Consider the following 24,634-nt stretch of genomic DNA (forward strand, 5'->3'; position numbering starts at 1 on the left):
TCTTACAAAGCAGATGTCGGCGGTTCGAAACCGTCCGCGCCCACCATGGATAGTCGCAGGTGAGAGCCTGTTTCGGCCCCTCGATCCGCTGAGATCGAGGGGCCGTTTCCATGATCGGGGCCACATAGGGGCCACATCGCCACAGAAATGCGGTCGTCCATCACTCGTTTGAGGGATGGACTCGGTGCCCAAGGCACGTAAGCTCTGCGGCAGGGAGGGGCAGGTGTGTCTCCCCCACGCGCGCCTGAGACGCGCCTCCCGCAATTCTGTGGTGCGTCAGCGGGGAGGCCGACCCCACGGAAGCGAGGCCCCCACCGGTTATGTCGGTGGGGGCCTTCTGCTATCCAACCTAAACCGCCCCGCACCTCTGCTGGTGCGGGGCGGGGCGCCTTGACCGAGTCTTAGCGCCATGCGGCGCAATCTGGCAGAGACGCGTATGCCAGGTGCCGCCTTGTGGCCGCTCCCTTTCGCGAGCGACCGCCCAGGATTACGTGCGGAGGGCATGTGCCGCAAGCTGTAGGTTCTGCCCTACATACATTCGATCATGAAGCGCAGAGCGTGGTGGAGTGCCACGCTCCGTACCCCCGCCCGCCTGGGTCATCGCCCGCCGCTGGGCCATCGGAGAACACATCCGTACTGCCCGCCAGGCCGCCGGCCTGACCCAAGAGCAGGTCGCTCTCCGCATCGGGATGGACCGGGCGACGTACAACCGCATCGAGCAGGGCCACAGCAGCCCCCTGCTCGACTCCCTCATCCTCATCGCCGACGCCCTCGGTGTACCCCTCGCCACCCTCGTCCGGACATGACCCTGCCCGCACCCCGGCCGCCGCCGGCCTCGGGTACGGGCAGGGAGTCTCAGCGGGCCGGTGCCACCGCTTCATCATGATCGCGGTGTTCGCCGATAGCAGCCGCCAACTCGTTGGCCCGGGCCCGGTCGTACCCGGGCGAGGCCGGCTCAGTGACCGCTATCCACTCCCGCGCCAGGGCGGCGCAATGCCCGCACCCCGGGTAGGGGCGCGGGACGGCCAGCGCCACGGTGCTCACGACCGGCCCGGGTGCGGGTGCCGGCGCAGTTCGACGTTGCAGTCGGACACGGCCGCCAGGTCGCCGATGCGGTGCGCTGCCTTGCGCTGCTGACCGAGCGCCGCGCACACCGTGCAGCCGACGGCGGGCGCCGGATCGGTCAGGCTCAGGGGGTCACTCAAGAACACGGGTTCGGTAAGATCCGGCATGGCGTCGCTCCTCGCAGCGTCGTCCGCACCCCCGGACCGTGGCAACGGTCGCGGGGGTTCTTCGTGCCGACCACCATATGCCCACCCCGATAGGTGCGATAGGTGCAATAGGCCGACTGATCCAGCCTGTCTCGCCTGGTTGGCTGACTCCGCTTAGCGTCGCGGCATGGACTGGCAGCCGGATATTCCCAGGTGGCGGCAGGTGTACGCCCTGCTTGAGGAGCGCATCGACAACGGGACGTACCCGCCGGGGACGCGCCTGCCGTCGGCGCTGGATCTCCAGGCTGAAACCGGGGTCAGCCCGGTGACGGCACGCCGGGTGTTGCAGGAGCTGCGGGCCGCGGGGCTGGCGTACATGGAACCGGGCATCGGCACCTTCGTCACGCGACTCCCCGAACCCGACGCCTAACCCCGGACATGACGAAGCGCCCCCGCCCTCCCCATAACAGGGGAGAGCGGGGGCACACCTTCAGAGACGAGCCGCCCCGGGCCGGCCTCCCACCACGGGGCCGGGCCGGGGCCTACAACCCCACCCCGTGCAGGTACGGCCGCGCTTCATCGGGTATCGGCTGAGGCGCCGGCGGCGGCTCCAGCTGCGACTGGCGGGCGAAGGCCACCATCGTGCGCAGCCAGCCCACCATGTACCGAATAGCCACATCCTGAGCAGTGATCCGCTCCCGGTCCCGCTCGGAGTCCGCTTCCTGCTCATCGATCCGGCGCTCCAGGCGCTCGATGTGCTGACCGAGTTGGTCAGTGACCGCAGTGAAGTCATCGCGCCGTTCGGCGCCGCGCGGACGGCGAGGCTGGCGGCGGCCGATGATGGCCGTCACCGCCCCACCGGCTGCGGTGACAAGGGCGACCGCAAGGGCGCTCAGCGCGGTCAGCATCTCAGGTCTCACGGGGTGGCTCCGATCGTGCTGGGGGTGGCTCGTCCCAGCCGATGGCAACCAAGCACACCGCCCCGAACGCGCCGAAGATCATTGCGACGACCCATCCTCTGGAGCTTGCGCCGAGCGGCCACCAGGACAGCAGGTAGGCCATGGCCCACGGGGTGGCGATCAGCCACACCGCGAGGAATCCGGGCCAGTCCCGGCGTGCGGGGACCCAGGCGCAGGCGAGTGCTATCACGCCTGCGATGATCCACGCCCAACCCCAGACGTCGAGCGGTTGCAGCTTCAGGAGCAGGGCCAGGCCGTCGTGGTCGCCGGTGGGCTGGACGATCTGTCCGAAGCCGTACCCTGCGGCCATGATGCCCTTGAGGGTGAGGAGTGCGCCGCGGCGGCCCAGCCGTCTGGTGAGCCGCCGGGCCGCCGCGCGCATCAGACCCCCTTGGCGAGGCTGGCCGAGTTCGTGACGTCCCGCCACCGGGCGACCAGACCCTTCAGCAGGGCGAGGACGGCGCCGACTCCACCGGCCCCAGCGGCGTACCACATGCTGCCGTTGAGCGGCTGGGTGATCACGACGCCCGCTATGCCCGCCTGGAGGAACGTGACGAGGACGCGCTCCAGGAGGTCACGAGCGTAGGTCTTGGCGCCCTTGAGGACGGTCTGGGTGCTCGGCGCAGGGAATCGCGTGTCGGCCATGTCAGGCCCCCTTCTTCAGGTCGGCGACAGTCTCGACCAGGCCGTCGAGGGTGGACTGGATCTGCTCGATGCGGCCGTGCATGTCCGGGATCCGGTGACCGGCCGCGCGGGACTCCTTGTCCTGGGCCGGGTTGCGGTACGTCCACGGGGCGAGGGCCTGCTCCGCCTTGATGTGGGCGACGTCGGCCGCGAGCTGCTTGAGCAGCTTCTCCTGGGCAGGGGTCATGTCGGTGTCCTCCTCAGGCTGGGGGGTTGTCTTGCTCGGGACGGTGCTGCCGCCGGGTGACCAGGACGCGGGGTGGGCGAGGCGCTCGGCGACGTCGGCGCGGAGGTCCGGCATGCCGAAGCCGCGGGGGTCGACCTTGTCGCTCGACCACTCCAGGTGGCCGATGACGGACTTCGCGCTCCAGCCGTGGGCGCGGCATAGGGCGGCCTGGACGCGGACGATCGCGTCGTACTGGGCGGCCGGCCACGGGTCGCGGCCGTCGCCGAGGTTCTCGCACTCCCACCCGTAGAAGTGCGCGTTGCCGTCGATGCCGTTGCTGTTGCCCTTCGTCGGGGCGGTCGGCCGGGTGGTGTAGGACTCGGCGGTGACCTGCTCGAGGACTCGGGGGTCGCCGCCGCCGGCGTGGTTGGTGCGGCCCCAGCCGACGAGGTGGACCTGCCCGTCCTTCGCGATGACGCCGTGGCACAGCGGCCCGGGCAGGGCGCTGTGCCCGTCACGGCACAGGGCCACGGTGGACGCGGTCCCGCGGGTCACGGTGTGGTGGACGATGCTGCCGTTCACCGGGCCCCAGGGCCCCTTGTGGTTGCGGTTGTGGGTGCGCCAGTCGCCGACCTCGACGACCCGCACGCCCTCGGCGCGCAGGGCCGCGAGGACAGCGGCAGCAGACAGTGGTGCGGCCATCAGGCCTCCAGACATGACGAAGCCCCGGGCCGGTCGGCGCGGGGCGGAGAGTGGTGCGGTGGGTCAGGTGGCGGTCTGGTAGGTGATCGACGCGCGCAGGACGTGGCCGGCGGCGAGGGTGTCGGGGACTGTTGCGGCCATCGATGCCGAGCGGGAGTCCGTCGCGGACGTCGGGAACGTGGCGTTGAAGGCGCTGCTGCCGCCGGACATGATCGTGCCGCCGTGCCAGGCCTGTACGGCGACGAGTCGTGCTGAGCCGGTGTAGTCGATACCGGCCGCCGACGTGAACGGGACGCCGAAGCTGTAGCCGCCGCTGCCGTATGTGGTGGTGGAGCCGGTGGTGAGTTTGAGGACGACGTGGCAGGTACGGCCGATCTTGATGTACTGGCCGGTCAGGGTGCCGTTGCCGATGCTGGGGTTGCTGGCCGCAGTCCAGGTCGGTGTGTATGGCGTCCAGGCGCCGAACATGCTGTTGAACTGGTCGCGGATCTGTTCATTCAGCATGGCCGCGGTGACGACCTCGCCGACTGACCATGATTTCGGGCCGAACGTCACGGCAGCGGCTCCTCGGGGGCGGGCTCAGGTGTGGGCTCAGGTGTGTTGGGGTTGGCCGGGTCGAGCGGGTTCCACCAGAACCGGTGATCGAGGGCGAGCGCTTCGGCCTCCGCCGCCGCGGTGTCGATGGGGACGATGAGCGGCACCCAGTCCCGGCGGCACTGCGCGCACCCGAACCGAGCGTCGGTCACGGACACGATCCACACAGCACCGCAGGAGGCACACTCGGCGAGCCAGCGGCCGTCATCGATCCGGGCGTACACCCCGGGGTCGTCTTGGACGAATTGAGTGGGGACGGGCACACGCCAGCCGAGCCGGTATTCGACCCATTTGTAGACCAGTTCGGCGCCGGGGACCTGTGACCAGTCCTGTGCCGGCTGCCCCCGGCGGGCGGGCGGCGGGAGGTAGTACGTCTCGGCCCGCACGATCTCAGTGGCGGGCAGGGCGTTTGCGGCCATGGGGTGTCCGATCAGTAGGCGAGGCGACTCGTGGACCCGAGCCTGGAGTAGGCGGGATCGTCCAGGACCCACACGGAGTCGGTGCTGGACGCGCTGGTGCGGAACTGGATCAGGTGCGACTGCTCCTTGAGCGTCTCGGTGTAGCCCTCGACGGTGACGCGCAGTTCTGCGGCGGTGGCCTGCGCTGGCAGCCCGTACACGGTGAAGTAGCCGCTGATGTCCGCGTCGAGGATGTCCAGGTAGCTGGCCATGGTGTACGCCTCGATGGGGACCTCGCGGAGCTCGGGCGCCGGGTCCGCGTACCGGGACACGATCCACGAAGCGGCGTCCACCACGCTGTTGTCCGTCGTCTTGAGGAGAGTGAGCGCCTTCTCGTACAGCCCGTATGCCTGGATCGATTCGGCCGAGCTGATCTTCTGCGTGGCCCCGCCCGGCCGCGACGCCTCGACGCTGTTGACCAGCTTCTGGTCATCGTCGGCGAGCTGCAGCCCCGGCTCCAGATCCGCGTAGGCGATGGTGAACACTTCGGCTGACGCGTCCGGGTTGTACCGCAGGTCACGGGACTGGTACGCCAGCCCGAAGTAATCGCGCTCGGCATACAGGCGCCCGGACTCAGTGGCCTCGACCTCCCGCATCCTGGCAATGACGGTGCTCCCGGCCTCGGCCTGGCTGGCCACCGGGTCGTGCGTGGACCCCAGGATGGTCACGCTGCCGACACCGGCGTACCGGGCCAGGCGTGTGATCCGCAGGTCCGCGGGCTCCCCGGCGTACCCGGTCGTCCCGGCGGCGTAGTGGGTGGCGAGCGTGGCCCCGATGGGAGCGCTGTACTGCACGGCGTACAGGGCCAGGTGTCCGATCGACCCGGACCACAGGCGCCCGCCCCGGTAGGCGCCGACGGTAAGCTGCCGGATCTCCACCGCGACGGTCACGGGGGCGCTGGTGCGCAGCACCCCGTCCACCCACACCATCTGCCTGATCTCGTCGTATACGAGGTGGTGCCATGCCCCGTCGGCGAGGTTGCCGCTGGCCACGGCCGACACGGTCAGCGGTGCGCCACCGTTGGCTGACTCCGCCTGCAGGGCGCCGGTGGCGTCCAGCGACCAGACGAGTTGACTAAACTGGATGGTGCTGGACAGGGCGGCGATAACGCGGCCCGGAGTCGTGGTCTGAAACCAGCACTCCATCTGAAGCCAGCGCGCACTGGACGCCCGCTCGAACGCTGCTCCGAGGTCGCTGGCGAGGTAGCGCCCGGCCGAGGCGCTGGCCGGGGTCAGGAGCGGGACGGGGTCGGCGGCGGCCACCGGGCCCGGTGTGGCGCCGAGGGTGAGGGTGCCGCCGCTCCCGGCCTGAGAAATCGTGAGCGGGCTGGCCGTGGTCCCGGACAGGTCGCCGGCCGATGTGCTGTCCGTCGGCTCGGTCAGCGGGAAGTACGCCAGCGGGCTGTTGAAGACGATCTCCTCGACGAGGGATGACCGCAGCGGCGGCAGCCGGTTGAGCCGCTTGAAGAGGTCCGTCGCGCTGATGGTCACCGAGCTGGCCAGCCCTTCCCAGTCCACCGGCCACTCGTTCACGGTGCCGTAGAAGCGGGGCCGGACCTGGGCGCCGAGGTAGTCCCACTCCACGTAGTCCCCGGTGCCGCCAGTCCGGGATGTACTCAGCGTCATGATGAGCTGCTGCGTGGCCGCCCAGGAAGGTGTGGCCAGACTGCGGCGCACGGCCCAGTCCCATCCGTCCGGGCTCGTCTCCCAATACACCGTCCCGGAGGTCTCCCGGATCCGTAGCCACAGGTGATCGATCCCCGAGTAGGGCAGATCGACGGCCGTCGCGTCACTGAATCCCACCATGTTCACGCACCGCAGCATCTGCGTCGCCACGTTGAACTGGAACCCGATGCGGGTGCCATTGGTCACCCCGTCGAGGATGAAGTGCGACAAGGCGGCGCTGCTGCCGTTCGCACCCGGTGCGGTCGATAGGCGGGCGCACACCGACGCCCCGGGCAGCAGCCAGGATCGGGCCGACTGCACGCCGGACGACCCGCCCGGGAGCAACGGGATTCGCAATCGCCCGCCGACCAGTGCGGACCCTCCGTACCGGTTCGGCCACAGGGCCGGATTGATCGCTGACCCGTCGAAGTCGTCGCCCATCATCGACACCGGCCACGGCGCCGCCCCGGTCCTCGCCGGGTACACCAGGGCGCTGACCCGGATCGGGGCATTACGCCGCACGTAGGGGGAGAACGGCGAGTTCGGATTGCCCGGGGTGAGCGCCCCGTCCTGGTTGTCCAGGGTCAGGCTCGCCGTACCGGGCTGCGCCTCGGACAGCTCATCCGACGCACCCCGGGTGATGGTCACCCCCCGCCCCTGGTCGACGCGGTCGGTGATGTCCGTCCACGTGATTCCCCCCGGGGCCTGTACGACCCCGCCCCACCCCATCTCGACGAGCACCGCCACGCCGTCACCCCACCTTCAGCTGGACCGTGGCGCCCTGCGCCCGGCCGTACTTGAGCAGCACACGCTGCAGTTCCCGGCCCACAGCCACCGGGTCCATGGCCTGCTCGACGTTGACCGCGATGTTGTAGACCACGCCGCCCGTACCGGCCCCGGCGACCGCGGGCCGGCCGATGACCGGGCGTGCTGCGGTGACCCGGCCGGACACGGCGGCGAGCGCCCCGTCGAGGACCGGCAGCCGCTCTCGCATGCCGACGGCCAGACCCTCAGTGGTGTACCGGCCGAGCTGTGCCATCACCCGGCTGGGGCTCTTGATGCCGAGGGCCTTCCGGATCGCCTTGTCCATGCCCTTGGCGATCTTCAGCATCTGGGCTTCGATCGCCTTCTGCTGCGAGGTGATGCCCTTCAGGAAGCCCTTCCCCGCGTTCTTCCCACTGTCGAACATGAGGTCAGCGCCCATGTTCCCGACGTTCTTCGCCGCGGTGTCCAACTTCGTCTGCGAGGCCGTGACCCCGGCCAGAGCGCTTTTGCTCATCCCGGACAGGGCCGAGGCGTAGGCGTACCCGGCGTCCGGGCCCATCTCGATGACCTGCCGCAGCAGAGACTTTGACAGGCCCCGCTTCCCGAGGTCGGCGATGTACCGGGCGAACTGGTTGACCTTCGCCAGCTTCTGCTGGAGCCCGGCTTGGATGCCGCCTGCGGTCACCTCCTCGTCCGACATCCCCAGGTTGCCGAGCCCGGCCGCCTGCGCGGCGTTGCCCTTCAGCGACACCGCGTACTGCCCGGCCTCGGCGAACGTCGCCGCCAGCTTGTCCCGGGCAGACGCCAGCTTCTGGAGCTTGGCCGTGTCCCGCTTCACCATGGCAACAAGGTGGCTGTCCTTGTTGGTCTTGACGCCCTTCCAAGCAGCCCAGATGTCTGCGACGAGATCCGTCGCCGTGGCGGAGATCTTCGACTTCTCGCCGGTCAGGCCAAGGATCAGACCCTTCCCGACGTCCTTCATCAGGGCGCGCATCTTCTTCGACGGAGACGCGATCTCCAGCTCTGTCCGCACGCCTGCTTCGACACCGGCCGCCATGACCCGCGCGGCGCTGTCGACCCCGGACACGGACGCCCGGAGACCTGCCTGCAGTCCCCGCCCGGCTTCCGCTCCGGCGCCGGCCATGCTGCCGCCAGCGTTGCCCACCGTGGCCGCCATACCCAGCCGGCCCTCGTTGATCGCGGCGAGGAACCGGGCACCGTACTTCGCGACGGACCGGGCCTTGATGACGAACTCGCCGTTGCTGACCCGGGCGATGATGCTGTCCGACGTGCCGGTACCGGGGCCGGACACCATGCCGCCGCCCGGGTAGCCGACGAGACCGCCGTCCGCGTACTTCAGCTGAGCGCCATACGACCCGGCCTTCCTGGCCGCGCTGCTGTCCCCGACCGTCACGTACCGGGTGGTGATCGTGACGGACCCGTCCCGCAGGTTGTCAAGCGCCCGCTGAGCGTTCGCGATCTTGTTCTTCAGGTCGGAGATATCCGCCCGGACCTGTGCCCGCCGGGAGTCCGGGACCTTGGCCAGCCGGGCCTTCGCAGCGTCCAGCTTCGCCTGCAGATCCTCCATATTGCCCTTGAGGTATGCCGTCTTGTTCGGCGTCTGCAGGATCTGATCGGCGAGCCGCTTGGCCTCGTCACGGTTCAGCCCCATGGCGTCAGCAGACGCAATCAGGGCCGCGCGCCCTTGGGCGTACTGGCCCTTGGCGTATTCCCACGACTTGCCCGAGTCCCGAGCCGCAGTGACGCTGCCCTCCGTTTTCCTCGCCAGATCAGTCAGCGCAGCTTGCGCCGTCCGCGCCGTCTCGGAGTTGAGGTTCAGCTCCCCGTTGGTGAGGTGCAGCGCATCCTTGTGCTTTGTCGCCGCCTTGGCTGCGGCATCGATCGACGCCTCCATACCGGCCCGGCCGTCAAGGGCCGCCCGGTTCACCTCATTGAGCGCAATGATGCTCTGCCGCAGCCCATCAGTGCTGGCCTTCTGCGCGTCGAGCTTTGCCTGCACCTGCTGTGCCTGGGCGCCGAACAGGCCCATGGACTGGGCGGCGAGCTCGGCCTCAAACTTCTGGTCGGCCAGCGCGGCCTTGTAGTCGTCCAGACCAGCCTTAAGCTCCTTGACCTTGTCCGGCTCCATGCCCTTGGTGAGGTTCTTCAGGGCTGCCGCGGCCAGGTCGGACTTGCCGCCGCTGACCAAGTTCGACAGCGCCTTGTCGACGGCCTCGATGTCCTCCTTGGCGGCCCTCGCATCTGGGCCGCCCTCCCCGTACCCGAAGAAGTCCGAGAACGCCTTCTCGATGGACTGGGTGGTGGAGGGGCGAGCCAGGACCTGCAGGCTGTCCGACAGGCCGTCCAGGTCCGTGCCGAACGCCTTCGCCGCTTCGCCGGTGACCTTGCCGGTGTCGCCGAGCTTGCCGAGTGACGTCGTCAGCCGGTCCACGTCCGGGGGCACCGACTTACCCCGCGCTGACAGCTCACTGATCGCGATCAGGAGCAGCCCGATACCCGTTCCAGCCAGGGCAAGTTTCGCCCCGCGGCCCAGCGCACCGATGGCCGCAGTCACTGCGGACAGCCGACCAGGTGCCGCGGCTGCCGCCGTCTGCATGGCGAGGAGCTGCGTGCCGAACGCGGCCATCGCGGTGCGCGCCGCCGCCATACCGACTGCCGCGAGCCGCACCGCCTTGATCGCGACGGCCAGCTGCAGGATCGTAGCGAGCGCCTCGGGGGGTACTGCTGCGACGATGCCGGCCAGGGCGTTGACGACCTGAAGCATGCCGACACCGACGTCCGCGCTGGCGTCGAGGACGTTCATCAGGGCGGCGCCGACGCTGCGGAGCGTCTCCGCGACCACAGGGCCCTGCGCGCGAGCGAAGTCCATGAACTCCGACAGGCCGCCGCCGACCTTGCCCGAGTCCGTGGTCCGCATCAGACGGACCAGCCCGTCGTTGACCCGCTGCAGGGTGCCCGTCGCGAAGTCAGTGAAGCGGCGGTTGAGCCCGTCCAGGCCCGGGGATGCCATGCCCCCGGCGAGGATCGTCACCATCCGGTCCAGCTGCGCCGACGCCCCCTTGACCAGCCCGGTTGTCTTCGGGAGCGCCGCCGAGAACAGCGCCATGCCCTTGATGACCGGGCCCATCGTGTCCTCGGCCAACGAGTCCGACCACCGCTTGTACTCGTCCTTCAGCACAGACAGGCCAGCCGCCGCCCGGCGTGTGGCCGGCGGCAGGTCGGCCATCACCCGCGCGTACTCCGCCTGCGCAGTGACCGCGGCCTCAGACGTCTTGCCGCTCTTCTTGACCTCGTCGGTGTACGCCTTCTCCGCCTCCACTGCCTCCGACATCGCGGCGATCTGCGGGCCCAGAGCAGCCCCGTAGGCGGCTGCGGCCACAGCAGCCGCACCGGCGCCCGCAGCAAGCGGGGCAAGCGACGCAGCGGCCGGACCGGCCGCCGGAGCGAGACTGATCAGCGCACCGCGCAGAGCCGCGGCAGCCTTCGCCCCGATGTCCGCGTCCCGCTGGAGACCCGCCATGTGCCGCGTCGTGCTGGAGCCGAGACGGCGCATGGCCGCGTCCCCGTTGATCGACGCGGCAGCGAGGCGGCGCTGCAGCCTGGTAGCCGCGTCGCCCGCGCGATCGAGGACGCGCGACAGCTGGTCGCGGCCGTCGAGCAGGAACGTGAGGCGAGTCGCCACGGTCACTCACCTCCGGATTGCTGGGCCTGCTGATGCGCGTCCAGCCAGCAGGTCAGGGAGTAGAAGTCGTCGACGAGCTGCCGGTCGACGACGTCCGGCGGCATGTTCAGGAGGTGGGCGAAGAGTCCGAGGTACTGGGCCCGGAGGACGTGGATGTCTTCTTCGCAGATTTCGTCCGCGCGGGTGCGGACCCCGTCGGCTCGGCCTCCGGCTCGGGGGCTTTTCCCTCGGAAGCCTCGGCCTGCCGCTGCTCGATGTACGCCCGCGCGTGCTCCGGATCGGCGGCGGCGTCAGGCACCTCGCGCAGTGCGTGAGCGATCGCCTCAGCCGTCACCTCCGGGTCGGTGCCCATCAGGTTGAACGCACCGTTCACCCAGTTCTCGACCTCGTCCTTGTCGAACCGGGTGGCCAGCTCGTCCACGCCCGGGTCGAACTCACCGAACCGCAGCGTGGGCGCGGACCGCTTCTTCAGGATCCAGACGACGGCGCGCATTGCGTCGAGGTCCTCGTCCGGCAGGCCTTCCTTCACGGCCGGCCACTTCATATCCACGGTCCGCGCCACGATCGACGCCTCCGACGCCAGCAGCGTCCGGGCGTCGTATTGTTCCGGCTCCCCACCGGCGGGGGTGTAGACGATGATCAACGGGTGCTCCTACTCGATACGGCGGCGCACGTCATCGACGACGCGGGCCACCTCGGCGGTCATACGGGGGGTGTGGCGGCGGACGGTCTTGTCCCACCACAGAGGGGGCGCTGTCTGCTGAGCCCAGCGGCGCCTGTTGCCGAACACCGGGTGCCTGAGACGTCCCTCGTTCAGGCGGTTCAGGACACCCATCGGAATGTCCGGCGGCAGGAGGGCTTTGTCGACCCAGACCCGGGCGCCCGGGCTGCCGGAGGTACGGACGCTGATCCGAATCGCCTGCGCGATCGACACCCGGAGCGGCCGTGTCGTCGGCGACGGGCCGCCACGCTTCCCGGACCCGCGGCCGGCCGACTGGATCGACAGGCCGCGGATCGTGGACTGCAGGTCATCACGCAGCGGCTCGGCCGCACGCCGAATCCTGCGCTGCATGCTGCTGCGGATGTTCTCGTGACCGGCCGCCCGGAGCTTCCGCTGGAGCTCCAGGAGGTGGCCGGTTCCGAGGATCTGGAAGGAGGCTGGCATGCCGGCCTCCGCTCAGAGCGCGATGTCCGTGGACATGTACTCGATGGTCGTGGGGTTCGTCCCGTCGTACAGGCCGGTGAAGTTGAACGTGGGCTTGATGACGTCGAACCCTTCGACGACCGGGGGAGCGTCGTCGAGACGGATGGCCGGGACCTTGAAGGTGATGCGCTCCGGGTTCGCTGCGGCAATGAGCGGGCCGGTGAAGTCCCAGACGAGGGACGTCGCGGCGTCCGAGGTGTGCAGGTCGTCGAGGATCGTGGAGACGTAGTCGCCTTCCAGCGACCCGGTGATCTTCACCTGGTCGTTGCTGATGGGCTCCTTCTTCAGCCCGGACTGTCCCGCGTAGAACCGCTCCGTCGCCTGCGGGCGCTCGATCTTCAGGGACACCTTGCGGATCCCGTCGAGCGCGGTCTCCGTGCCGTAGGCGCCGGTCTTCACTGACATCTGCCCGAAGTGGAAAGGCGACATGGCGGGGTACGTGGCGACGGCCAGGGTCTGCGTCTCGTCGCAGTCCTTCGCGTCGATCTCGAAGCTAGCGGTCAGCATGCCGCCGACCTCGCACGAGAACTCCGCGCTGATCACCTTGCAGCCTACGAACGTCTTGTCGGAGACGACTCCAGTGGTGAGCGGCACACCCTTCTGGATCACCAGCGATTTCCCGGCGACATCCGCGAGGACATGCGTCTGCAGATACGCCGACGTCGCCGCCTGCTGAGCCGGGGTCACGCTGGTACCCATGAGCGTCTGCAGGAGCACGCCCATGCCCTTGGTGGTGACCTCCATCTCCAGAGACCCGGACGCCTGCCGCTGCGTCACCACACGGCGCGACGACAGCGGGACGAGCCGACCAGCCGCGATGCCCGCGCTCTGCGCCGTGGTCTTCTTGAGCTGAAGGGATTCCTTCGTGAACTCGATGAACTTCGTCGGCGCGAGGAACGTCCCGTAGGACGCCTCCGCCGCGATACCGATCTGGGCGCCGAGCCCGGAACCGATCGCCATGGGTCAGCCCTCCGTCTTCGTGGCCGGCGGCTTCACCGCGGCGGTCAGCTTCGTCGCGGCGGGAGCCTCGTTCTTCGGCTCCTCGACCGCCTCCCACGTGCCGGCCTGGCACACGTACCCGTCGAACCGGGCGTCGGGTACCTCGACCAGCTCGTCCGGCTCGATCCGGCGGTCACCGAGCTCCGGCACGGTGACCGGCTCGGCGCCGATGTAGCGCACTCGCGCCATGGCGTATCTCCTCAGGTGGTGGTGTTCAGATGCGGGCGCGGTACGCCACGGTGAAGGCGAGGCCGGCCAGAGCACCGTCCGGGCCGTTGTCCTGGATCAGGGCGCCGGTGGTCAGCTCCGACCAGAGAACGACCCCGCCGAGCGCTGGGGCGTCCGGCGCGGTGTTCGTAGCCCGGAGCTCGGCCTCGACAACGGCGAGGAGCTCGAAGACGCGGGCCCGGCACAGGGCCATGTCCTCGTCCCCGGAGCGGGCCTCCAGGTAGCAGGAGATCGCCCCGTCCTCGTCACGGCGGCGGGCGCCAGCACCGGCGAACCGCTGCTGCAGCTCGGCCGCCTGCTCAGCCCCCGGGGCCCACCCGACGTACAGCCGGTCGGGCTCGGAGAAGTTCGTGCTCGGCGGCGGCCCGTCGATCACCCGGACTTCGGCCAGCGCCGGGGCGGTCTCGAACCGAACGACGAGGGCGGTGATCGCGGCATGCGCCGCAGACGTGGCCATCAGCCGATCCCCGGCGGGAGCTTGAACGGCTCCAGCAGTTCGAGGACCCGATTCGGCACCGCGTACCCGAACCCAGGGACCGGCTCGGTCACCGCGTAGTCGTCGGCGCCGGTCGCCCCGCGGGCGGGCCCGTTCTTCGTGCGCCACAGATGCTGAAGCAGGAGCAGCGCGGCCAGTCGGACGGTGGGCGGGACCACCGCCCGACCCGCCCTGTAGGTGGCCGTCCACGGGCCCCCGGAGAACCGGGAGCGGTCCGCGTAGGCGACCACGCCTGACGGGCCGTCCACGTGCAGCCTGGCCACGTCAACGGCCATACCGCCCGGCTCCACCGGGGAAAAGGACGTCACAGCCAGGACCGGCGTCTGCAAGAGCACAACGGCCGGCCCCTGCCCCGTCACGGTCTCGGTGACCTCCCGCTGCTCGACCACCCCCACGTAGCCCTCGATTACCGAGGTCAGGGCGTCGATGTACATCTGCAGCTCAACGTCCGACGCGGTGGTGCGAATGTTCAGCTGGGCTTTCGCCTCGGCCAGGGTCAGCAACGCCACGACTGGCCCCCTTACTTCGTGCGGGTCTCGGTGCGCGGCCGGCGCCCGGTCTGCTTCCGGGCCGTGCGCTCGGGCCCGGCCGCAGTGGTCTCCGGGGTCTCGGGCTGCTCGTCGCGGACCATGACGGCACGGACACCGTCGGCCCACGCCGCCGCCTCGGCGCCGGGCAGGTCAACGACCTCACCCGGCGCCCACGCGAACCCACGGCCCGACACGCTCGTCAGCAGTCGGATGCGGGCCATCAGTCACCCAGCCCCTGGTGCAGGTCGCGAACCTCGCGCTCCGCCCGGGACTCGGCTGTCTCCACGGCCTTGTCCTGGGCGTCCTTCAGCGCCTTGACGTCCGGGTCCGGCTCGGCCGCCGCAGCTGCCTCCGGGGTGCTGGACACCCCGCGCGCCGCGACGTCCACCGCGCTGACCGCCTGCTGGCCGAGCTGCTCCTTGGCCGCGGCAATGGCCACGTCCTTGTCGCCGATGAACTCCGGTGCGGTCTGGTCCATGCTGCCGTCGGCCTTGCGCGACGCCATGACGATCCGGTCATGGTCACCCGCCTTGGCCGCGGAAGCGGTCGGCTTGTCCTGGAGCACCGACGATTCGGTGCCCTCCTTCTTCGGCGTGGTCGCCATGGTCTGCGTCCTCTCTCAGTCGGATCAGGTGGCGGAGTTGCGGTACGCCTTGTACGCGGCGGTGTCCTGCGGCGTGCCGTCCGCCCGGGCGAACCCGAGGAACCCGACCTGGAGGTAGTCGGCGTACCGCTCGGCGAGACGCAGCATCTGCACGTCCTTGACGTCACGGATCAGGTAGCCCGCGAAGAAGTCCCCGAAGAGGATGCTCTTGGCGTTCGCGGCCATGACGGGCATGTCCTGGTTCACGACGTAGCCGTGGCCGAGGATCCCGTCCGGGACGCCGACCTGAATCGACGGCTCCCACAGCGGACGGTTCTGCCCGTCCTTCAGCTTCCGGACCGACGCCAGCGTGGCGTCGTTCAGCATGAACCGCTGCCGGCCGGAGGACCGGTACGCCGGGTCGATGCTGTGGATCAGGTCGATCAGGTCGTCGTACGTGACGGACGTGGTCTGCCCGGTGCCGCCGGTCTTCCCGATGGCCGCGTTGGTCTGGACACCCTCCGGCTGGGCCGTGCCGGTGCCGGTGGTGAAGTGGGTGTTCTGGATACGGCCGATGCGCTCGCCGAGCTTCCGCGGCAGCCAGGTCTCGATGTCGAACGCGCCGTCCTGGAGCAGCTGAAGGCTGACGCGCACCAGCTTCGAGGTGTACATGAACGCACCGATGTCGGCCTGGCCGATCGTCACGTCCTGCTCGGTGACCTGCGTGTTCTCAGCGAGGATCGCACCGACGTTGGCCGTGTCGTCGTTCGTCGGCCACGGCAGCGTCGCACCGGTCGACGTGGTGATGACCTCCGACACGTCGCGCATCGCGCCGTAGAACTTCATGGCCTCGACCATCTTCGCCCGGAACTCCGGGGGCACCAGGTACCCGCCGGCCGCACCGGTCGCGACACCCTGGGCGCGCAGCTCCTTGCCGTCGACCCACCCGGTCCGCAGGACCGTGCGCTCCTCGGAGGTGAGCTCGCTGGTGCCGTCGCGCATCCACGAGCGGTACGCCGCGGTGTACGCCTCGACGCCGGCCTCCCCGCCGTGGCGGGCGCGCGCCTCCTCGGCTTCCTCGGTGTCGGCCCTGGCGTCGATGACCTGGGAGTAGTCGACGGACGAGAGGCGGGCGTGCCGCTCCTCGGTCTCGATGTCCTTGGACAGCTGCTCGACGTCGGCGAGGGCCGCGTCCCACGCCGACCGGTCCTCGGCGGACAGCGGCTTGTCGTCGCCGCGGGACTGGAACTCCTGCGCCTTGTCCCATGCCTGCGCGCGCTTGTCGAGCAGGGTCTGAAGGTTGGGCATTGTGCCTCCCAGCACGAAGAGCCCCACAACCGTGCGGTGAGGGGCTGGAAAGGGATGTGAGAGCAGCTACCGCGCGAGGAGGTAGCGGGCGGCGAGCGCCTCCATGCGCATCGCCTGACGGCCCCCAGTGGTCTCTCCCGGCTGGGTTGCGTCACCACCCCGAGTGGGCGCGCGGCCCGGCTCGTGGCGGAAGTCGTTGAGTTCCGGGCGGTACTTCGCCCGGCGGTCGAACGCCGCGTCACTGCCGCGCGCGGCCAGGGCGACCCCGACGGACCGGAGCCCGGCGTCGGTGTCCTCGTAGGCAGGGAACGTCACCGCGGACACCTCGAAGAGCTGCACCTCGCGGATGATCCGCAGCTCGGCCTCGGCCTTGTCGCCGTCGACCGTCTCTATCTCCACCGGTTCCCAGTCGTCCTTGACGACCCGGAACCCGAAAGACATGCCCGTTACGTTCTTGTTCCGCAGGTTCACCACGAGGTCGCTCACGTAGGACAGCTCCGTGTCGAGATCCGCGTCGACCGCGAGGCCGACGCTGTCCTGCGCCAGCCGCAGCGACCCGGCCGATACCCGCGACACCACCATGCGGGTGTCGTGGTCCACGAGCATCCGGGCGTCGCCTTCGGTGATGGTCTTCGTGAACGCACCCGCCGCGATCTCCTCGTAAAACCCCCAGGTCAGCGGGTTACCAATCGCGGTCCGGGAGTTGAACACCGCGGCGTGCCCGGCGAACCCGGGTGCCCCGCCGTCTGCGGCCCGGACCTGCAGACCGGCCGTGGCCAGACTCAGGTCACGGCGCTCAGTCGTCTTCGGCATCGCTGCCTCCTTCGTCTCCGGGGTCGGTCATCAGGGCCGCCGCCTTGGCGAGATGATCGGCGGCGCGCGCCGCCCGGTCCGCGGTCGGTGGTAGGTCCGCCGGCGCCTTCACGCTCGGGTCGTAGCCCAGCGGGGCCATGTACAGCGGCTGCAACCGCATGTCGCCCTCAGGCCCGGTGATCGGCGGCAGGTCTTCCAGGCTGAGGATGTTGTTCGCGCTGAAAGCTCCCGTGTCCCGCATCGCCCGGTAGAACGTGGCGCGTGCCGCGCTGTCTCCACGCAGCAGCCCGCCGAGCTGGTACTTGGCGTACACGTTCTTCGGCAGCAGTTCCTTCGTGACCCGCTGCTCCGTCGGCGTCAGCCACGTCGGCGCGAGGTCCCACGTCACGAACCCCTGCGCCTGCTGCTCCAGCCCCGTACCCCACGACGTGCTCTTCTCCGTGGACATCAGCAGGAACGGCGGAACGCCGAACATGCGGGACACCTCGGTCACCTGGAACATGCGGGACTCCAGGAACTGCGAGTCCTTGTACGGCATCGTCACCGGATGGAACGACGCCCCAGAGTCGAGGATGGCCACGTCGTGCGCGGCTTGCCCACCGCCGTACCGCGCCCTCCACCCGGCCTTCAGCCCCGCGGCCTGCTCCGGTGTCAGTCGCTGCTCGGTCTGCAGCACACCGCTGATCATGTTGCCCGAGCCGTACAGGCGCCCCGCGGCCCGCTCCGCAGCGATGCCCAGCCCAATACCCTGCGCCGCCGCACGAATCGGAGAGCACCCGGTCACCCCGTCGTAGCCAAGGGCCGGCAGGTGCAGGATCTCTGCGGACGTGCGCCGCACCCGGCCGCCGTCCTCGGTCTGTACCCAGAACACCTTGCCGCTGGGGTTCTCCGGGGTCGGCTGTTCCTTGTCGACCTGCACCCGGTCCGGGCGGATCGGCCACAGCTGGACGACCTGACCGCCGCCGTTCCTCACCTTCTGTACGTAGGCGTTGCCCCACAGCAGCCGGTGCACGTACACCAGCCGCCACAGCTCGAACCGCGTCAGCTCCGGGTGCGGGTCGTCCAGCAGGGCGACCGTGGCCCGGTCCTTCGTGCCCACCGTGTACGTGTGCAGCGGCAGGGACGCGGACACGTTCGCCACGACGGACACCGCCCGCCACACCGCGGGCATCGTCAGCGCGCCCGTCTCCGTGACCGTCACGCCCGCCTCGACCGGCGCCCCACCACCCAGCAGATCGGACAGCGACGACGCCGTCAGCGGCGTCGTGGGGGACTCCACCGTGGCCCTGCGCTCGAACATCCCGAAGAGGCTCACGATGCCGTCCCCTTCCGTCGTTCTTGCTCACGTTCGACGGCCAGCACCCCGAGGGCGCCGGCCAGGATCAGCGCGGCCGGGACCGACCACATGCCCAAGCCCGCCACGACGGCGAGGACGAAGAGGACCTCCAGCACGAACAGCGCCACGTTCACCACAGGTTCGGCGCCCCTTCCGGCTCCACGTCCGCGCGCTCTGCGTGCCCCCACACGGCGAGCGTGCAGCCCACCAGCGGACTGATGTCCACCGAGACGCCCCGCCGCGCCCACGCCCACCCGTCGCCCACAGGGCGCTTGTCCGCACCCGCCAGCGCCGTAGCCAACGGGGGCTCGTCGAGGTGCACGATCGCCTGCGAGGCGACCGCGTCGAAGAACTGGCCGGACGCCCCAGCGATCTCGCGGGTTTTCGGTTCGATCAGGAGGTCCGGCAGGCCGAGGAGTTCCAGCTCCTTGCGCACCGCGGGGATCAGGGATCCGGCCGGGCCGCCCGGGTCGATGACGACCGCGCACGGACTGTGCCGCTCCACCAGTTCAATGAGCCGCTCCACCACCCAGCTGGTGCCCGGCCGGTGGTCTACGACCTCGACATGAACCGCTTCACCGGACCGTCCGGCCGCGCAGATCGCCGCGTGCGACCGCTCCGGCGTCACGTCCACAGCGAAGGACACCGGGTCAGCCATCGAGCTCGTACCGTCCGCCAAGGCCCGCCACACGTCCTCGTCGATGACCCGCCACGTGTCCTCCCCGTCCGTCGGGTAGTCGCCGACGCCGAGCCGCTCCCGCGCGAAGATCTCGTCCGACATCGTCAGCCGCTCCCGCTCCGTGTGCTCCAGCGTCAGCCGGTATCCCAGCGCCGGGTTCGCCTTGGCCACAGACAGAGGTGACAGCGGGTCATCGTGGTCGGTGCACCCCGGCGGGCACTCCCTCACGTGTGGGTCGATCGACCACTCCATGTACGCCAGCGACGGGTCCGGCTCCCCGTTCTCCGCCGCGGTGAGCGCCCGACGGCGCAGGCGGGCCAGCTGCTGCGACGGAGAGCCGATGCCGGCGCTGCCGAAGTACCAGACTTGCGGGTCCTTCACGGCCGCCATGGTCGGCATCAGCGCCCCCATCGCGTCGTCACCCAGGATCATGTCCTCGTCGAGGATGTTGCAGTTGCCGGTGAAACCGCGGCCGGAGCCGCCGGAGCGGGCCAGGAAACGCAGGCGCTGCCCGGTCAGCAGCTCGATGGCCTCCTCGCCCGTGGTCCGGCGGATCGCCTTCACGCGTTTCCGCAGGCTGTCACTGTTCGTGACCAGCGCGACGATGCGCCGGAACGCCTCGATCGACGTCTTGAACTCGTGGGCCGAGTGAAGGATCAGCCGCTCACCGAGGAGGAACAGGCCGGCCAGCTCGCGGGCCTCGATGATCCCGCCCTTCCCGTTCTGCCGCGGGACGTTCACTGCGACCTCGAACGCCGACCACGAACCGTCAGGGCGCTCCCCGAGACCCACGTGAAGGGCGAACGCCTGCCAGTCATCGAGCACCAGGCCCGCGTGCGCGGCCAGCTCTACGGCCTCCTGGCCCGCCGTGGACGTGTACGAGGGGGCGGTGAAGAGGCGGGGACGCTGTACGCCGAAGGTGCGCTCAGGCGCCACGGCGCTGGGCCCGTCGATCAGCGAGGTCATCGAGGACGTCCCCCTCCGTCGCGGGCGGCGCGATGGCGCGCAGTTTGGCCATGATCGTGTCGAGCTTGTCCGCGACGACGGCCTGTGATGTCGGAGCGTCACCGGCGCTGAGTTCATCGAGGGCGCGCGCGAGCTTCAGCGCAACGGCCACCCGCCCCGGCGCGATGCTGGTCACGCCGAGTTTGTCAAGCTCCGCGGCGATGGCATCAGCGATCATGATCGCCCCCCCCGTCACACAGTGTCACGTCACACAGAGTGAGGCCGCTAATTCCTCGGTTTCCGATTCCGGGTCATTAGTGGCTTCAAAAATGGCCGCGCAAAAAACAGGGCGACAAGGGCGTTTGGGTCGCCCGGTAGTGCGCTGAAGTTTTGATCCAGCTCTCCCGGTCGGCGTGGTTCGGCCGGTCGCGATCGGTGATCACCAGGTGCGTGATGCCTGCCGTGTCACTGCCCGTGATCCGCCCTTGCGTCGGTCGCGGTACCAGCGGGTGACGACGGCTTCCATGGCGGGTTGTCGCATGTCGCGGACCCTCTGGCGGACGATGGCTTCGCCCGGGTCGACGGTGACGACCTTCGCGCCGAGTCGCTTGTAGTGCGCGCGAGCCTTCGCCTGCGGCATCGTGTGGATGAGATAGACGTCGACCTGATCGAGGTGACGCTCTGCCTCGTGGATCGCTGCCTGCCGGGCCCGGTGGACTACCCGGAGTAGTGCCGGGTGGTGGTCGTGGTGGTCTGCTCCGGGTCCGGCCATGGCAAGGGCCATGAGGTCGAGGTCGATGACGATGTCTGACGCCTTGGCGTGGGCCCGGATGTACGAGGACTTCCCTGCGCCGGGCGGGCCGGTGATCACGTAGAGCACGGCGTTAGGACGTGCTGAGGTTGACGCCGTAGGTCACGGTGTCGCCCTCGTGGATGCTGTCGACTGCGAGGGTCATGCCCTCGATCTCGATGTGGTGCTGGCCGTAGGCACAGTAGGTGATGCCGTGCTGGGCGGTGGACTCAGTTAGGCGGTCAAGCGCGTCAGCAAGTCGACGCAGTGCTGTGGCGTCCATCAGCTTGGTCATGGTCACCATCTCCGTGAGGCTCGGCGCTGCGGGATCGTGGTGCGGTTGCCGCGGGCGCTGTTGCACCGTCTGTGTGCGGGCCTGGCGTTGGCCGGGTCGAGGAGGTCGCCGCCCTTGGACAGGGGCACGACGTGGTCGAGGGTGAACGACAGCGGGTGCTTCTCGGTGAGGCGCCCGTCGATGTTGTGGCCGCAGAGCCAGCAGGGCAGGCCCGCGGCTTTCAGCGAGGCGACGAGACGGCGGTAGGGGCGCCCGTTGCGGGGGTTGCCGGCCACGGGCGCCACCTCCTGCTACTGGTCGCCGATGATGCTGCCGTTGATGCTGCCGTCGTCGTGGTAGTCGAGGAGGTCCTGGTCGTCCTTGTCCATGCCCTTGAACGCTTCCTTCACGGCGTGGTTCAGCAGCATGTCGTCGTAGTCCTTCTGGCTGAAGTCCTCGCACTCTTCGGGCCGGTTGGTCTCGGTCGACTCGCTGGTGATGGCGCGCTGGCAGTCCTTGACGCTGTAGGAGCTGCATGCGGTGAGCGCGGCGAGCAGGCCGGCGGCGATGAGTGCAGCGGTGGTGCGGGTGCGCATGGTCCCCCCTGGGGCTGAGTGGTGAGGGGGGTCACGCTGCCACATGTGGTGGAAGGGTGGAGGTTCGTTGGCGGATCTGGGCACGCCGAACCTGGGGTCAGTGTTACAGGCGGTTAGAGCGCTGGTCAAGCTGCGTTGGTGCGCGGGGTGCTGGCCTTCTGTTCGACCAGCTGCACGGCGGCGTCGAGGTCGATGAGGACGCGGCCCTCGGTGTCGTAGCCGTGGTGGGTGAGGTGGCCGCGGTGGACCCAGATGCGGAGGGTGGCCGGGCGGGTGCCGGTACGGACGGCAGCGGCGTAGATGTCGACGATCGGCATGTGCCCATTGTGACGTGGGTGAGCCCCGCTCCCGGGGGGCTTTGGGGGCGGGGCTCGGTCCGGGTAGCGCGGCAGCCATGACGCGATCCAGATGGGTGGTGCTCGTGCAGTCAGGCTACGGGCCGGGACTGACAGCGGGGGTCAGCATTCGCAGTTGTCGGTCTTCTGCAGGCAGTCCCAGCAGCGGGGGCAGTCGCAACCGCACGCACAGTCGGCGTGGTCGGGGCCGAGGCCGTAGCAGTAGCAGCTGTTCTCTCCGCAGGCGTTCGGGTGGTCGCTCATGCTGCTCATCATCCCTTCTTCGGGTTGCCGTTGTTGGCCTTCTCGGCGGCGCGCTTCTGCTTCGTCTGCTCGTTGCGGCGGACGAGGTCGCCGATGCTGATGCTCTTCTCCAGTGCCATGATGCGGGTCCTGTCTCTGAGAGGGGATGGGCCCGGGGCCGGCCGGTCGCCTGGCAGTGAGTCGGCCGGCCACGGGGTCAGTGGTTGTCGTCGGTCTCGGTGACGGTGAGGTTCGGCCGGTACTTCCTGATGCGGTCGATGCGCTCCTTCGCAAAGTCCGGTGCGTTGGTGGCGAACTCGTCGAGGAACGTGCCGTCCTCGTCGGTCACCCGGTAGCGGATGAAGTTCACGTCAGCCCTCCTGATCGGCTTCGGCGGCCCAGCGCTCTTCGTCCTGCGCGTCGAGGACGGCCTCGTCGTGCTGGTCGTACTCGTGGAGCTCGTCGGCGCTCATCACGTCGGCGTTGGTCATCTCGTCGTAGTCGCTCACTGTGTTCCTCTCGGTGGGTGGTCCGGGCTGTCCGGCTCCCCTCACCGCCCGTGCGTGACGGGCGGATCGGGCAGCTGTCAGGCGGCTTCGGTGGTCTGACCGGCCGGGGTGACTGTGATCTGTGCCCCGCTCGCGTGCCGGGTCACGGTGACGTTGTTGGTGTTGTTGTTGGCGGGCTGACCTGCGGCAACAACACCCTCAGAAGGGGTGGCAGGGGCGGGGAAGTGGTGGCCCTTCACCCCGGTCGATGAGCCGCGGCCCTGCATGCGCACCGGCTCCACCGGGATGCCCTGGGCGGTGAGCACCTCGCGGAGGAGGTCCGTTGTGGTGCCCAGCTCGTCGGCGAGGACGGCGAGGTGGGCGTGCGGTGTGCCGACCCTCCACACGGCCTCGCAGACGTCCCGGGGGGAGGGCCGCGTGGCGTCCGGGCCCAGGGGCAGGGGCGCCTCGCCCCCCTCGTTCTCCTCGGCGTCGACTCTGCTCCCGTCCTCCTTGGCGACCGGGTGGGGGATGGAGCGGATCGCGGCCCAGCACCACACCGGGACGACGACCCACAGGACGGCGGGCCACCGGCGGACGAGGAGCCACACCCCGTATGCGCCGGCGCCGAGCACGGCCAGGCGCAGGAAGCAGCCGAGGATTGCGGCCAGGCCGTCGAGGTCGTCGCGGCGGCCGGCACGGATCCAGTCGGCGGCGTGGGCGGCCAGGCGGCGAAGGAGGATGCGCTGTCCGTGGGTGAGGGTGCGGGCCGCGCGCTGGCCCTTGCTGGGGGTTTTGGTGCCCATCAGGCGCGCCCTTCCAGGATGTTCCGGCCGGACAGTCCCAGCCCGTTCACGAGCCCGGGGAGCCCGTCGAGCGCTCCTGCTACGCCCGCGGTGGCGCAGAGGATCATTCCGGCGGCGAGGAAGCCGAGCAGGCGGCCCTTGTCGTCCTTGCTGGCTGCCTTGTAGGAGACGACGAGGATGACGGCCAGGAGGAACACGACCACTCCCCCTTCAGGGGTGAGCTGCCCCATGGAGGCACCGGCCAGGGGGGAGCCTGACTCGGTGCCGGTGACGCCGGTGACGACTTTCCCGCCGGCGCCGCCTGCGGTTTGCCGGGTGCATCCGGCGAGCCATCCGGCGAGACCGCCGACGCAGACGGTGGCGAGCGCTCCGGTGACGAAGCCCTGGATCATGGGGAAGAGGTCTTTCAGGGTGCGCCCGCCGACCCACCATTTCCGCAGGTAGACGGCCATGATGGCGACGGCGATGGCGCATGCGGCGAGGGTGGCGCCGGTCTGTGTGGTGGTCATGAGGGGTGTACTCCGGTGATCCAGGTGACGGGGTCGTACAGGTCGATGGCGCCGGCCAGGCCGACGAGGCTGACGGCGAGGAGCAGGAGGCGGCGCAGGGTGCCGCCGCCGCGGGTGATGCGGATGACGGCGATGGCGAGCGGGGTGCACGCGAGGGCGTAGCCGGTGCCCTGGCCCCACTCGGTGCGGGCCTCGCCGACGGTGTAGGCCCAGATGGTGGCGATGCTGTAGCCGACGCCGGGGATCGGGACCAGGGCGAGGGCGAGGGCGCCGCACACCTGCCAGGGGCGGCCGATGGTGCGCAGCCACGCCCACAGGCGCTCCCGGCGGGTGGGCTCCGGGGGTTCCTCGTAGGGGATGACGACGTGGACGTGGACCTGTGGGGCGGGGAGCGGTGCCGGTGCGGGCGTCGCGACTGCGGTCGGACGCGTCGGAGGCGGGGGCGGCGGCGTGGTGGGTGCTTCGCGCCAGGGCGGGATCTCCCCCGGGAGTGGGCCCCGGTTCGGGAGGGGTGCGCCGGCCGGGATGATCCGGGTCGGTGTGATCGGGCGGTCGGTCACGACGGT

36 protein-coding genes are annotated in these 24,634 nt (G+C 69.8%); 2 read left to right on the plus strand and 34 right to left on the minus strand.

Features of this window, described 5'->3' with window-relative positions:
• Nucleotides 1–566 precede the first annotated feature (566 nt).
• Nucleotides 567–806 (plus strand): helix-turn-helix transcriptional regulator, encoded by a 240-nt coding sequence (locus ACH4VO_RS30970; RefSeq protein ID WP_360989571.1) that lies wholly within the window; start codon nt 567–569, stop codon nt 804–806.
• Between the two features lie 234 nt (nt 807–1,040).
• On the opposite strand, the gene ACH4VO_RS30975 is transcribed toward ACH4VO_RS30970, so the two are convergent.
• Nucleotides 1,041–1,232, minus strand: a complete 192-nt coding sequence (locus tag ACH4VO_RS30975) for a hypothetical protein (protein WP_360989574.1) — start codon at nt 1,230–1,232, stop codon at nt 1,041–1,043.
• Nucleotides 1,233–1,398: 166 nt separating this feature from the next.
• Between ACH4VO_RS30975 and ACH4VO_RS30980 the strand changes: the two genes are divergently transcribed.
• Nucleotides 1,399–1,641 (plus strand): winged helix-turn-helix domain-containing protein, encoded by a 243-nt coding sequence (locus ACH4VO_RS30980; protein ID WP_360989577.1) that lies wholly within the window; start codon nt 1,399–1,401, stop codon nt 1,639–1,641.
• A gap of 112 nt (nt 1,642–1,753) precedes the next feature.
• Here ACH4VO_RS30980 and ACH4VO_RS30985 read toward each other — a convergent pair whose 3' ends face one another.
• From ACH4VO_RS30985 to ACH4VO_RS31145, 33 genes are all read right to left on the minus strand, one after another.
• The gene (locus tag ACH4VO_RS30985) at nt 1,754–2,119 is read right to left on the minus strand and encodes a hypothetical protein (RefSeq protein ID WP_360989580.1); all 366 of its coding nucleotides are present in this window, start codon (nt 2,117–2,119) and stop codon (nt 1,754–1,756) included.
• A 1-nt stretch (nt 2,120) separates the two neighbouring features.
• Nucleotides 2,121–2,552 carry a hypothetical protein gene (locus tag ACH4VO_RS30990; RefSeq protein WP_360989583.1) on the minus strand — a complete coding sequence of 144 codons (432 nt, stop codon included), beginning with the start codon at nt 2,550–2,552 and terminating at the stop codon, nt 2,121–2,123.
• Entirely contained in the window at nt 2,552–2,815 is a 264-nt protein-coding gene (locus ACH4VO_RS30995; protein ID WP_360989585.1) for a hypothetical protein, read from the minus strand. The genes ACH4VO_RS30990 and ACH4VO_RS30995 overlap by 1 nt, the downstream gene beginning before the upstream one ends.
• Before the next feature lies 1 nt (nt 2,816).
• Nucleotides 2,817–3,722: an N-acetylmuramoyl-L-alanine amidase gene (locus tag ACH4VO_RS31000; protein WP_360989588.1), complete on the minus strand. Its 906-nt coding sequence runs from the start codon at nt 3,720–3,722 to the stop codon at nt 2,817–2,819.
• A 63-nt stretch (nt 3,723–3,785) separates the two neighbouring features.
• Nucleotides 3,786–4,277 (minus strand): hypothetical protein, encoded by a 492-nt coding sequence (locus tag ACH4VO_RS31005; protein ID WP_360989591.1) that lies wholly within the window; start codon nt 4,275–4,277, stop codon nt 3,786–3,788.
• The gene (locus ACH4VO_RS31010) at nt 4,274–4,735 is read right to left on the minus strand and encodes a hypothetical protein (RefSeq protein ID WP_360989593.1); all 462 of its coding nucleotides are present in this window, start codon (nt 4,733–4,735) and stop codon (nt 4,274–4,276) included. Before ACH4VO_RS31010 ends, ACH4VO_RS31005 begins: the two co-directional genes overlap by 4 nt.
• Before the next feature lie 11 nt (nt 4,736–4,746).
• On the minus strand, nt 4,747–7,185 hold the full coding sequence (locus ACH4VO_RS31015) for a hypothetical protein (protein WP_360989596.1): 2,439 nt from the start codon (nt 7,183–7,185) through the stop codon (nt 4,747–4,749).
• Between the two features lie 4 nt (nt 7,186–7,189).
• Entirely contained in the window at nt 7,190–10,906 is a 3,717-nt protein-coding gene (locus tag ACH4VO_RS31020; RefSeq protein WP_360989597.1) for a hypothetical protein, read from the minus strand.
• A gap of 106 nt (nt 10,907–11,012) precedes the next feature.
• A complete protein-coding gene (locus ACH4VO_RS31025) occupies nt 11,013–11,549 on the minus strand; it encodes a hypothetical protein (protein ID WP_360989600.1) in 537 nt (178 codons plus the stop codon).
• 9 nt (nt 11,550–11,558) lie between these two features.
• The gene (locus tag ACH4VO_RS31030; protein WP_360989603.1) at nt 11,559–12,071 is read right to left on the minus strand and encodes a hypothetical protein; all 513 of its coding nucleotides are present in this window, start codon (nt 12,069–12,071) and stop codon (nt 11,559–11,561) included.
• 12 nt (nt 12,072–12,083) lie between these two features.
• The gene (locus ACH4VO_RS31035) at nt 12,084–13,070 is read right to left on the minus strand and encodes a phage tail tube protein (RefSeq protein WP_360989606.1); all 987 of its coding nucleotides are present in this window, start codon (nt 13,068–13,070) and stop codon (nt 12,084–12,086) included.
• Nucleotides 13,071–13,073: 3 nt separating this feature from the next.
• Nucleotides 13,074–13,298 carry a hypothetical protein gene (locus tag ACH4VO_RS31040; RefSeq protein ID WP_360989609.1) on the minus strand — a complete coding sequence of 75 codons (225 nt, stop codon included), beginning with the start codon at nt 13,296–13,298 and terminating at the stop codon, nt 13,074–13,076.
• A gap of 25 nt (nt 13,299–13,323) precedes the next feature.
• A complete protein-coding gene (locus tag ACH4VO_RS31045; RefSeq protein ID WP_360989612.1) occupies nt 13,324–13,794 on the minus strand; it encodes a hypothetical protein in 471 nt (156 codons plus the stop codon).
• A complete protein-coding gene (locus ACH4VO_RS31050; protein WP_360989615.1) occupies nt 13,794–14,342 on the minus strand; it encodes a head-tail connector protein in 549 nt (182 codons plus the stop codon). Before ACH4VO_RS31050 ends, ACH4VO_RS31045 begins: the two co-directional genes overlap by 1 nt.
• 11 nt (nt 14,343–14,353) lie before the next feature.
• On the minus strand, nt 14,354–14,584 hold the full coding sequence (locus ACH4VO_RS31055; RefSeq protein WP_360989617.1) for a hypothetical protein: 231 nt from the start codon (nt 14,582–14,584) through the stop codon (nt 14,354–14,356).
• The gene (locus ACH4VO_RS31060) at nt 14,584–14,967 is read right to left on the minus strand and encodes a hypothetical protein (protein ID WP_360989620.1); all 384 of its coding nucleotides are present in this window, start codon (nt 14,965–14,967) and stop codon (nt 14,584–14,586) included. Before ACH4VO_RS31060 ends, ACH4VO_RS31055 begins: the two co-directional genes overlap by 1 nt.
• A gap of 24 nt (nt 14,968–14,991) precedes the next feature.
• Nucleotides 14,992–16,254 (minus strand): phage major capsid protein, encoded by a 1,263-nt coding sequence (locus ACH4VO_RS31065; protein WP_360989622.1) that lies wholly within the window; start codon nt 16,252–16,254, stop codon nt 14,992–14,994.
• Between the two features lie 66 nt (nt 16,255–16,320).
• Nucleotides 16,321–17,067, minus strand: coding sequence for an HK97 family phage prohead protease (locus ACH4VO_RS31070; RefSeq protein WP_360989625.1), 747 nt, complete (start codon nt 17,065–17,067; stop codon nt 16,321–16,323).
• Nucleotides 17,051–18,382: a phage portal protein gene (locus tag ACH4VO_RS31075; protein WP_360989628.1), complete on the minus strand. Its 1,332-nt coding sequence runs from the start codon at nt 18,380–18,382 to the stop codon at nt 17,051–17,053. Before ACH4VO_RS31075 ends, ACH4VO_RS31070 begins: the two co-directional genes overlap by 17 nt.
• A complete protein-coding gene (locus ACH4VO_RS31080; protein ID WP_360989630.1) occupies nt 18,379–18,540 on the minus strand; it encodes a hypothetical protein in 162 nt (53 codons plus the stop codon). Before ACH4VO_RS31080 ends, ACH4VO_RS31075 begins: the two co-directional genes overlap by 4 nt.
• A complete protein-coding gene (locus ACH4VO_RS31085; protein ID WP_360989633.1) occupies nt 18,534–20,048 on the minus strand; it encodes a terminase in 1,515 nt (504 codons plus the stop codon). The genes ACH4VO_RS31080 and ACH4VO_RS31085 overlap by 7 nt, the downstream gene beginning before the upstream one ends.
• The gene (locus ACH4VO_RS31090) at nt 20,008–20,265 is read right to left on the minus strand and encodes a hypothetical protein (protein ID WP_360989635.1); all 258 of its coding nucleotides are present in this window, start codon (nt 20,263–20,265) and stop codon (nt 20,008–20,010) included. Before ACH4VO_RS31090 ends, ACH4VO_RS31085 begins: the two co-directional genes overlap by 41 nt.
• Nucleotides 20,266–20,466: 201 nt before the next feature.
• Complete coding sequence (locus ACH4VO_RS31095; RefSeq protein WP_360989639.1) at nt 20,467–20,907, minus strand: AAA family ATPase; 441 nt, start codon at nt 20,905–20,907, stop codon at nt 20,467–20,469.
• 4 nt (nt 20,908–20,911) lie between these two features.
• The gene (locus ACH4VO_RS31100) at nt 20,912–21,121 is read right to left on the minus strand and encodes a hypothetical protein (protein WP_360989641.1); all 210 of its coding nucleotides are present in this window, start codon (nt 21,119–21,121) and stop codon (nt 20,912–20,914) included.
• Nucleotides 21,115–21,387 carry an HNH endonuclease gene (locus ACH4VO_RS31105; RefSeq protein ID WP_360989644.1) on the minus strand — a complete coding sequence of 91 codons (273 nt, stop codon included), beginning with the start codon at nt 21,385–21,387 and terminating at the stop codon, nt 21,115–21,117. The genes ACH4VO_RS31100 and ACH4VO_RS31105 overlap by 7 nt, the downstream gene beginning before the upstream one ends.
• 15 nt (nt 21,388–21,402) lie before the next feature.
• Complete coding sequence (locus ACH4VO_RS31110) at nt 21,403–21,687, minus strand: hypothetical protein (protein WP_360989647.1); 285 nt, start codon at nt 21,685–21,687, stop codon at nt 21,403–21,405.
• 125 nt (nt 21,688–21,812) lie between these two features.
• Nucleotides 21,813–22,004, minus strand: coding sequence for a hypothetical protein (locus ACH4VO_RS31115; RefSeq protein ID WP_360989650.1), 192 nt, complete (start codon nt 22,002–22,004; stop codon nt 21,813–21,815).
• Between the two features lie 141 nt (nt 22,005–22,145).
• The gene (locus ACH4VO_RS31120; protein WP_360989652.1) at nt 22,146–22,286 is read right to left on the minus strand and encodes a hypothetical protein; all 141 of its coding nucleotides are present in this window, start codon (nt 22,284–22,286) and stop codon (nt 22,146–22,148) included.
• A gap of 196 nt (nt 22,287–22,482) precedes the next feature.
• On the minus strand, nt 22,483–22,635 hold the full coding sequence (locus tag ACH4VO_RS31125; protein WP_360989655.1) for a hypothetical protein: 153 nt from the start codon (nt 22,633–22,635) through the stop codon (nt 22,483–22,485).
• A gap of 1 nt (nt 22,636) precedes the next feature.
• Nucleotides 22,637–22,774 carry a hypothetical protein gene (locus ACH4VO_RS31130; RefSeq protein ID WP_360989657.1) on the minus strand — a complete coding sequence of 46 codons (138 nt, stop codon included), beginning with the start codon at nt 22,772–22,774 and terminating at the stop codon, nt 22,637–22,639.
• A 77-nt stretch (nt 22,775–22,851) separates the two neighbouring features.
• A complete protein-coding gene (locus ACH4VO_RS31135) occupies nt 22,852–23,559 on the minus strand; it encodes a hypothetical protein (protein ID WP_360989659.1) in 708 nt (235 codons plus the stop codon).
• The gene (locus ACH4VO_RS31140) at nt 23,559–24,068 is read right to left on the minus strand and encodes a hypothetical protein (RefSeq protein WP_360989662.1); all 510 of its coding nucleotides are present in this window, start codon (nt 24,066–24,068) and stop codon (nt 23,559–23,561) included. The genes ACH4VO_RS31135 and ACH4VO_RS31140 overlap by 1 nt, the downstream gene beginning before the upstream one ends.
• Entirely contained in the window at nt 24,065–24,628 is a 564-nt protein-coding gene (locus ACH4VO_RS31145) for a hypothetical protein (RefSeq protein WP_360989665.1), read from the minus strand. The genes ACH4VO_RS31140 and ACH4VO_RS31145 overlap by 4 nt, the downstream gene beginning before the upstream one ends.
• Nucleotides 24,629–24,634 lie beyond the last annotated feature (6 nt).

The sequence above is a fragment of the Streptomyces sp. NPDC020780 genome, assembly GCF_044334475.1.
Lineage (GTDB): Bacteria > Actinomycetota > Actinomycetes > Streptomycetales > Streptomycetaceae > Streptomyces.

Excerpts from the sequence above, each read along its gene's own strand:
- ACH4VO_RS30980 (WP_360989577.1), top strand. The coding sequence starts at position 1,399 with ATGGACTGGCAGCCGGATATTCCCAGGTGGCGGCAGGTGTACGCCCTG.
- ACH4VO_RS31030 (WP_360989603.1), bottom strand. The coding sequence starts at position 12,071 with ATGCCAGCCTCCTTCCAGATCCTCGGAACCGGCCACCTCCTGGAGCTC.
- ACH4VO_RS31010 (WP_360989593.1), bottom strand. The coding sequence starts at position 4,735 with ATGGCCGCAAACGCCCTGCCCGCCACTGAGATCGTGCGGGCCGAGACG.
- ACH4VO_RS31070 (WP_360989625.1), bottom strand. The coding sequence starts at position 17,067 with ATGCCGAAGACGACTGAGCGCCGTGACCTGAGTCTGGCCACGGCCGGT.
- ACH4VO_RS31110 (WP_360989647.1), bottom strand. The coding sequence starts at position 21,687 with ATGCGCACCCGCACCACCGCTGCACTCATCGCCGCCGGCCTGCTCGCC.
- ACH4VO_RS31100 (WP_360989641.1), bottom strand. The coding sequence starts at position 21,121 with ATGGTGACCATGACCAAGCTGATGGACGCCACAGCACTGCGTCGACTT.
- ACH4VO_RS31090 (WP_360989635.1), bottom strand. The coding sequence starts at position 20,265 with ATGATCGCTGATGCCATCGCCGCGGAGCTTGACAAACTCGGCGTGACC.
- ACH4VO_RS31140 (WP_360989662.1), bottom strand. The coding sequence starts at position 24,068 with ATGACCACCACACAGACCGGCGCCACCCTCGCCGCATGCGCCATCGCC.
- ACH4VO_RS31060 (WP_360989620.1), bottom strand. The coding sequence starts at position 14,967 with ATGGCGACCACGCCGAAGAAGGAGGGCACCGAATCGTCGGTGCTCCAG.
- ACH4VO_RS31085 (WP_360989633.1), bottom strand. The coding sequence starts at position 20,048 with ATGACCTCGCTGATCGACGGGCCCAGCGCCGTGGCGCCTGAGCGCACC.
- ACH4VO_RS31120 (WP_360989652.1), bottom strand. The coding sequence starts at position 22,286 with ATGAGCGACCACCCGAACGCCTGCGGAGAGAACAGCTGCTACTGCTAC.
- ACH4VO_RS31045 (WP_360989612.1), bottom strand. The coding sequence starts at position 13,794 with ATGGCCACGTCTGCGGCGCATGCCGCGATCACCGCCCTCGTCGTTCGG.
- ACH4VO_RS31135 (WP_360989659.1), bottom strand. The coding sequence starts at position 23,559 with ATGGGCACCAAAACCCCCAGCAAGGGCCAGCGCGCGGCCCGCACCCTC.
- ACH4VO_RS30995 (WP_360989585.1), bottom strand. The coding sequence starts at position 2,815 with ATGGCCGACACGCGATTCCCTGCGCCGAGCACCCAGACCGTCCTCAAG.
- ACH4VO_RS30985 (WP_360989580.1), bottom strand. The coding sequence starts at position 2,119 with ATGCTGACCGCGCTGAGCGCCCTTGCGGTCGCCCTTGTCACCGCAGCC.
- ACH4VO_RS31000 (WP_360989588.1), bottom strand. The coding sequence starts at position 3,722 with ATGGCCGCACCACTGTCTGCTGCCGCTGTCCTCGCGGCCCTGCGCGCC.
- ACH4VO_RS31040 (WP_360989609.1), bottom strand. The coding sequence starts at position 13,298 with ATGGCGCGAGTGCGCTACATCGGCGCCGAGCCGGTCACCGTGCCGGAG.
- ACH4VO_RS30975 (WP_360989574.1), bottom strand. The coding sequence starts at position 1,232 with ATGCCGGATCTTACCGAACCCGTGTTCTTGAGTGACCCCCTGAGCCTG.
- ACH4VO_RS31065 (WP_360989622.1), bottom strand. The coding sequence starts at position 16,254 with ATGCCCAACCTTCAGACCCTGCTCGACAAGCGCGCGCAGGCATGGGAC.
- ACH4VO_RS30990 (WP_360989583.1), bottom strand. The coding sequence starts at position 2,552 with ATGCGCGCGGCGGCCCGGCGGCTCACCAGACGGCTGGGCCGCCGCGGC.
- ACH4VO_RS31035 (WP_360989606.1), bottom strand. The coding sequence starts at position 13,070 with ATGGCGATCGGTTCCGGGCTCGGCGCCCAGATCGGTATCGCGGCGGAG.
- ACH4VO_RS31055 (WP_360989617.1), bottom strand. The coding sequence starts at position 14,584 with ATGGCCCGCATCCGACTGCTGACGAGCGTGTCGGGCCGTGGGTTCGCG.
- ACH4VO_RS31115 (WP_360989650.1), bottom strand. The coding sequence starts at position 22,004 with ATGCCGATCGTCGACATCTACGCCGCTGCCGTCCGTACCGGCACCCGC.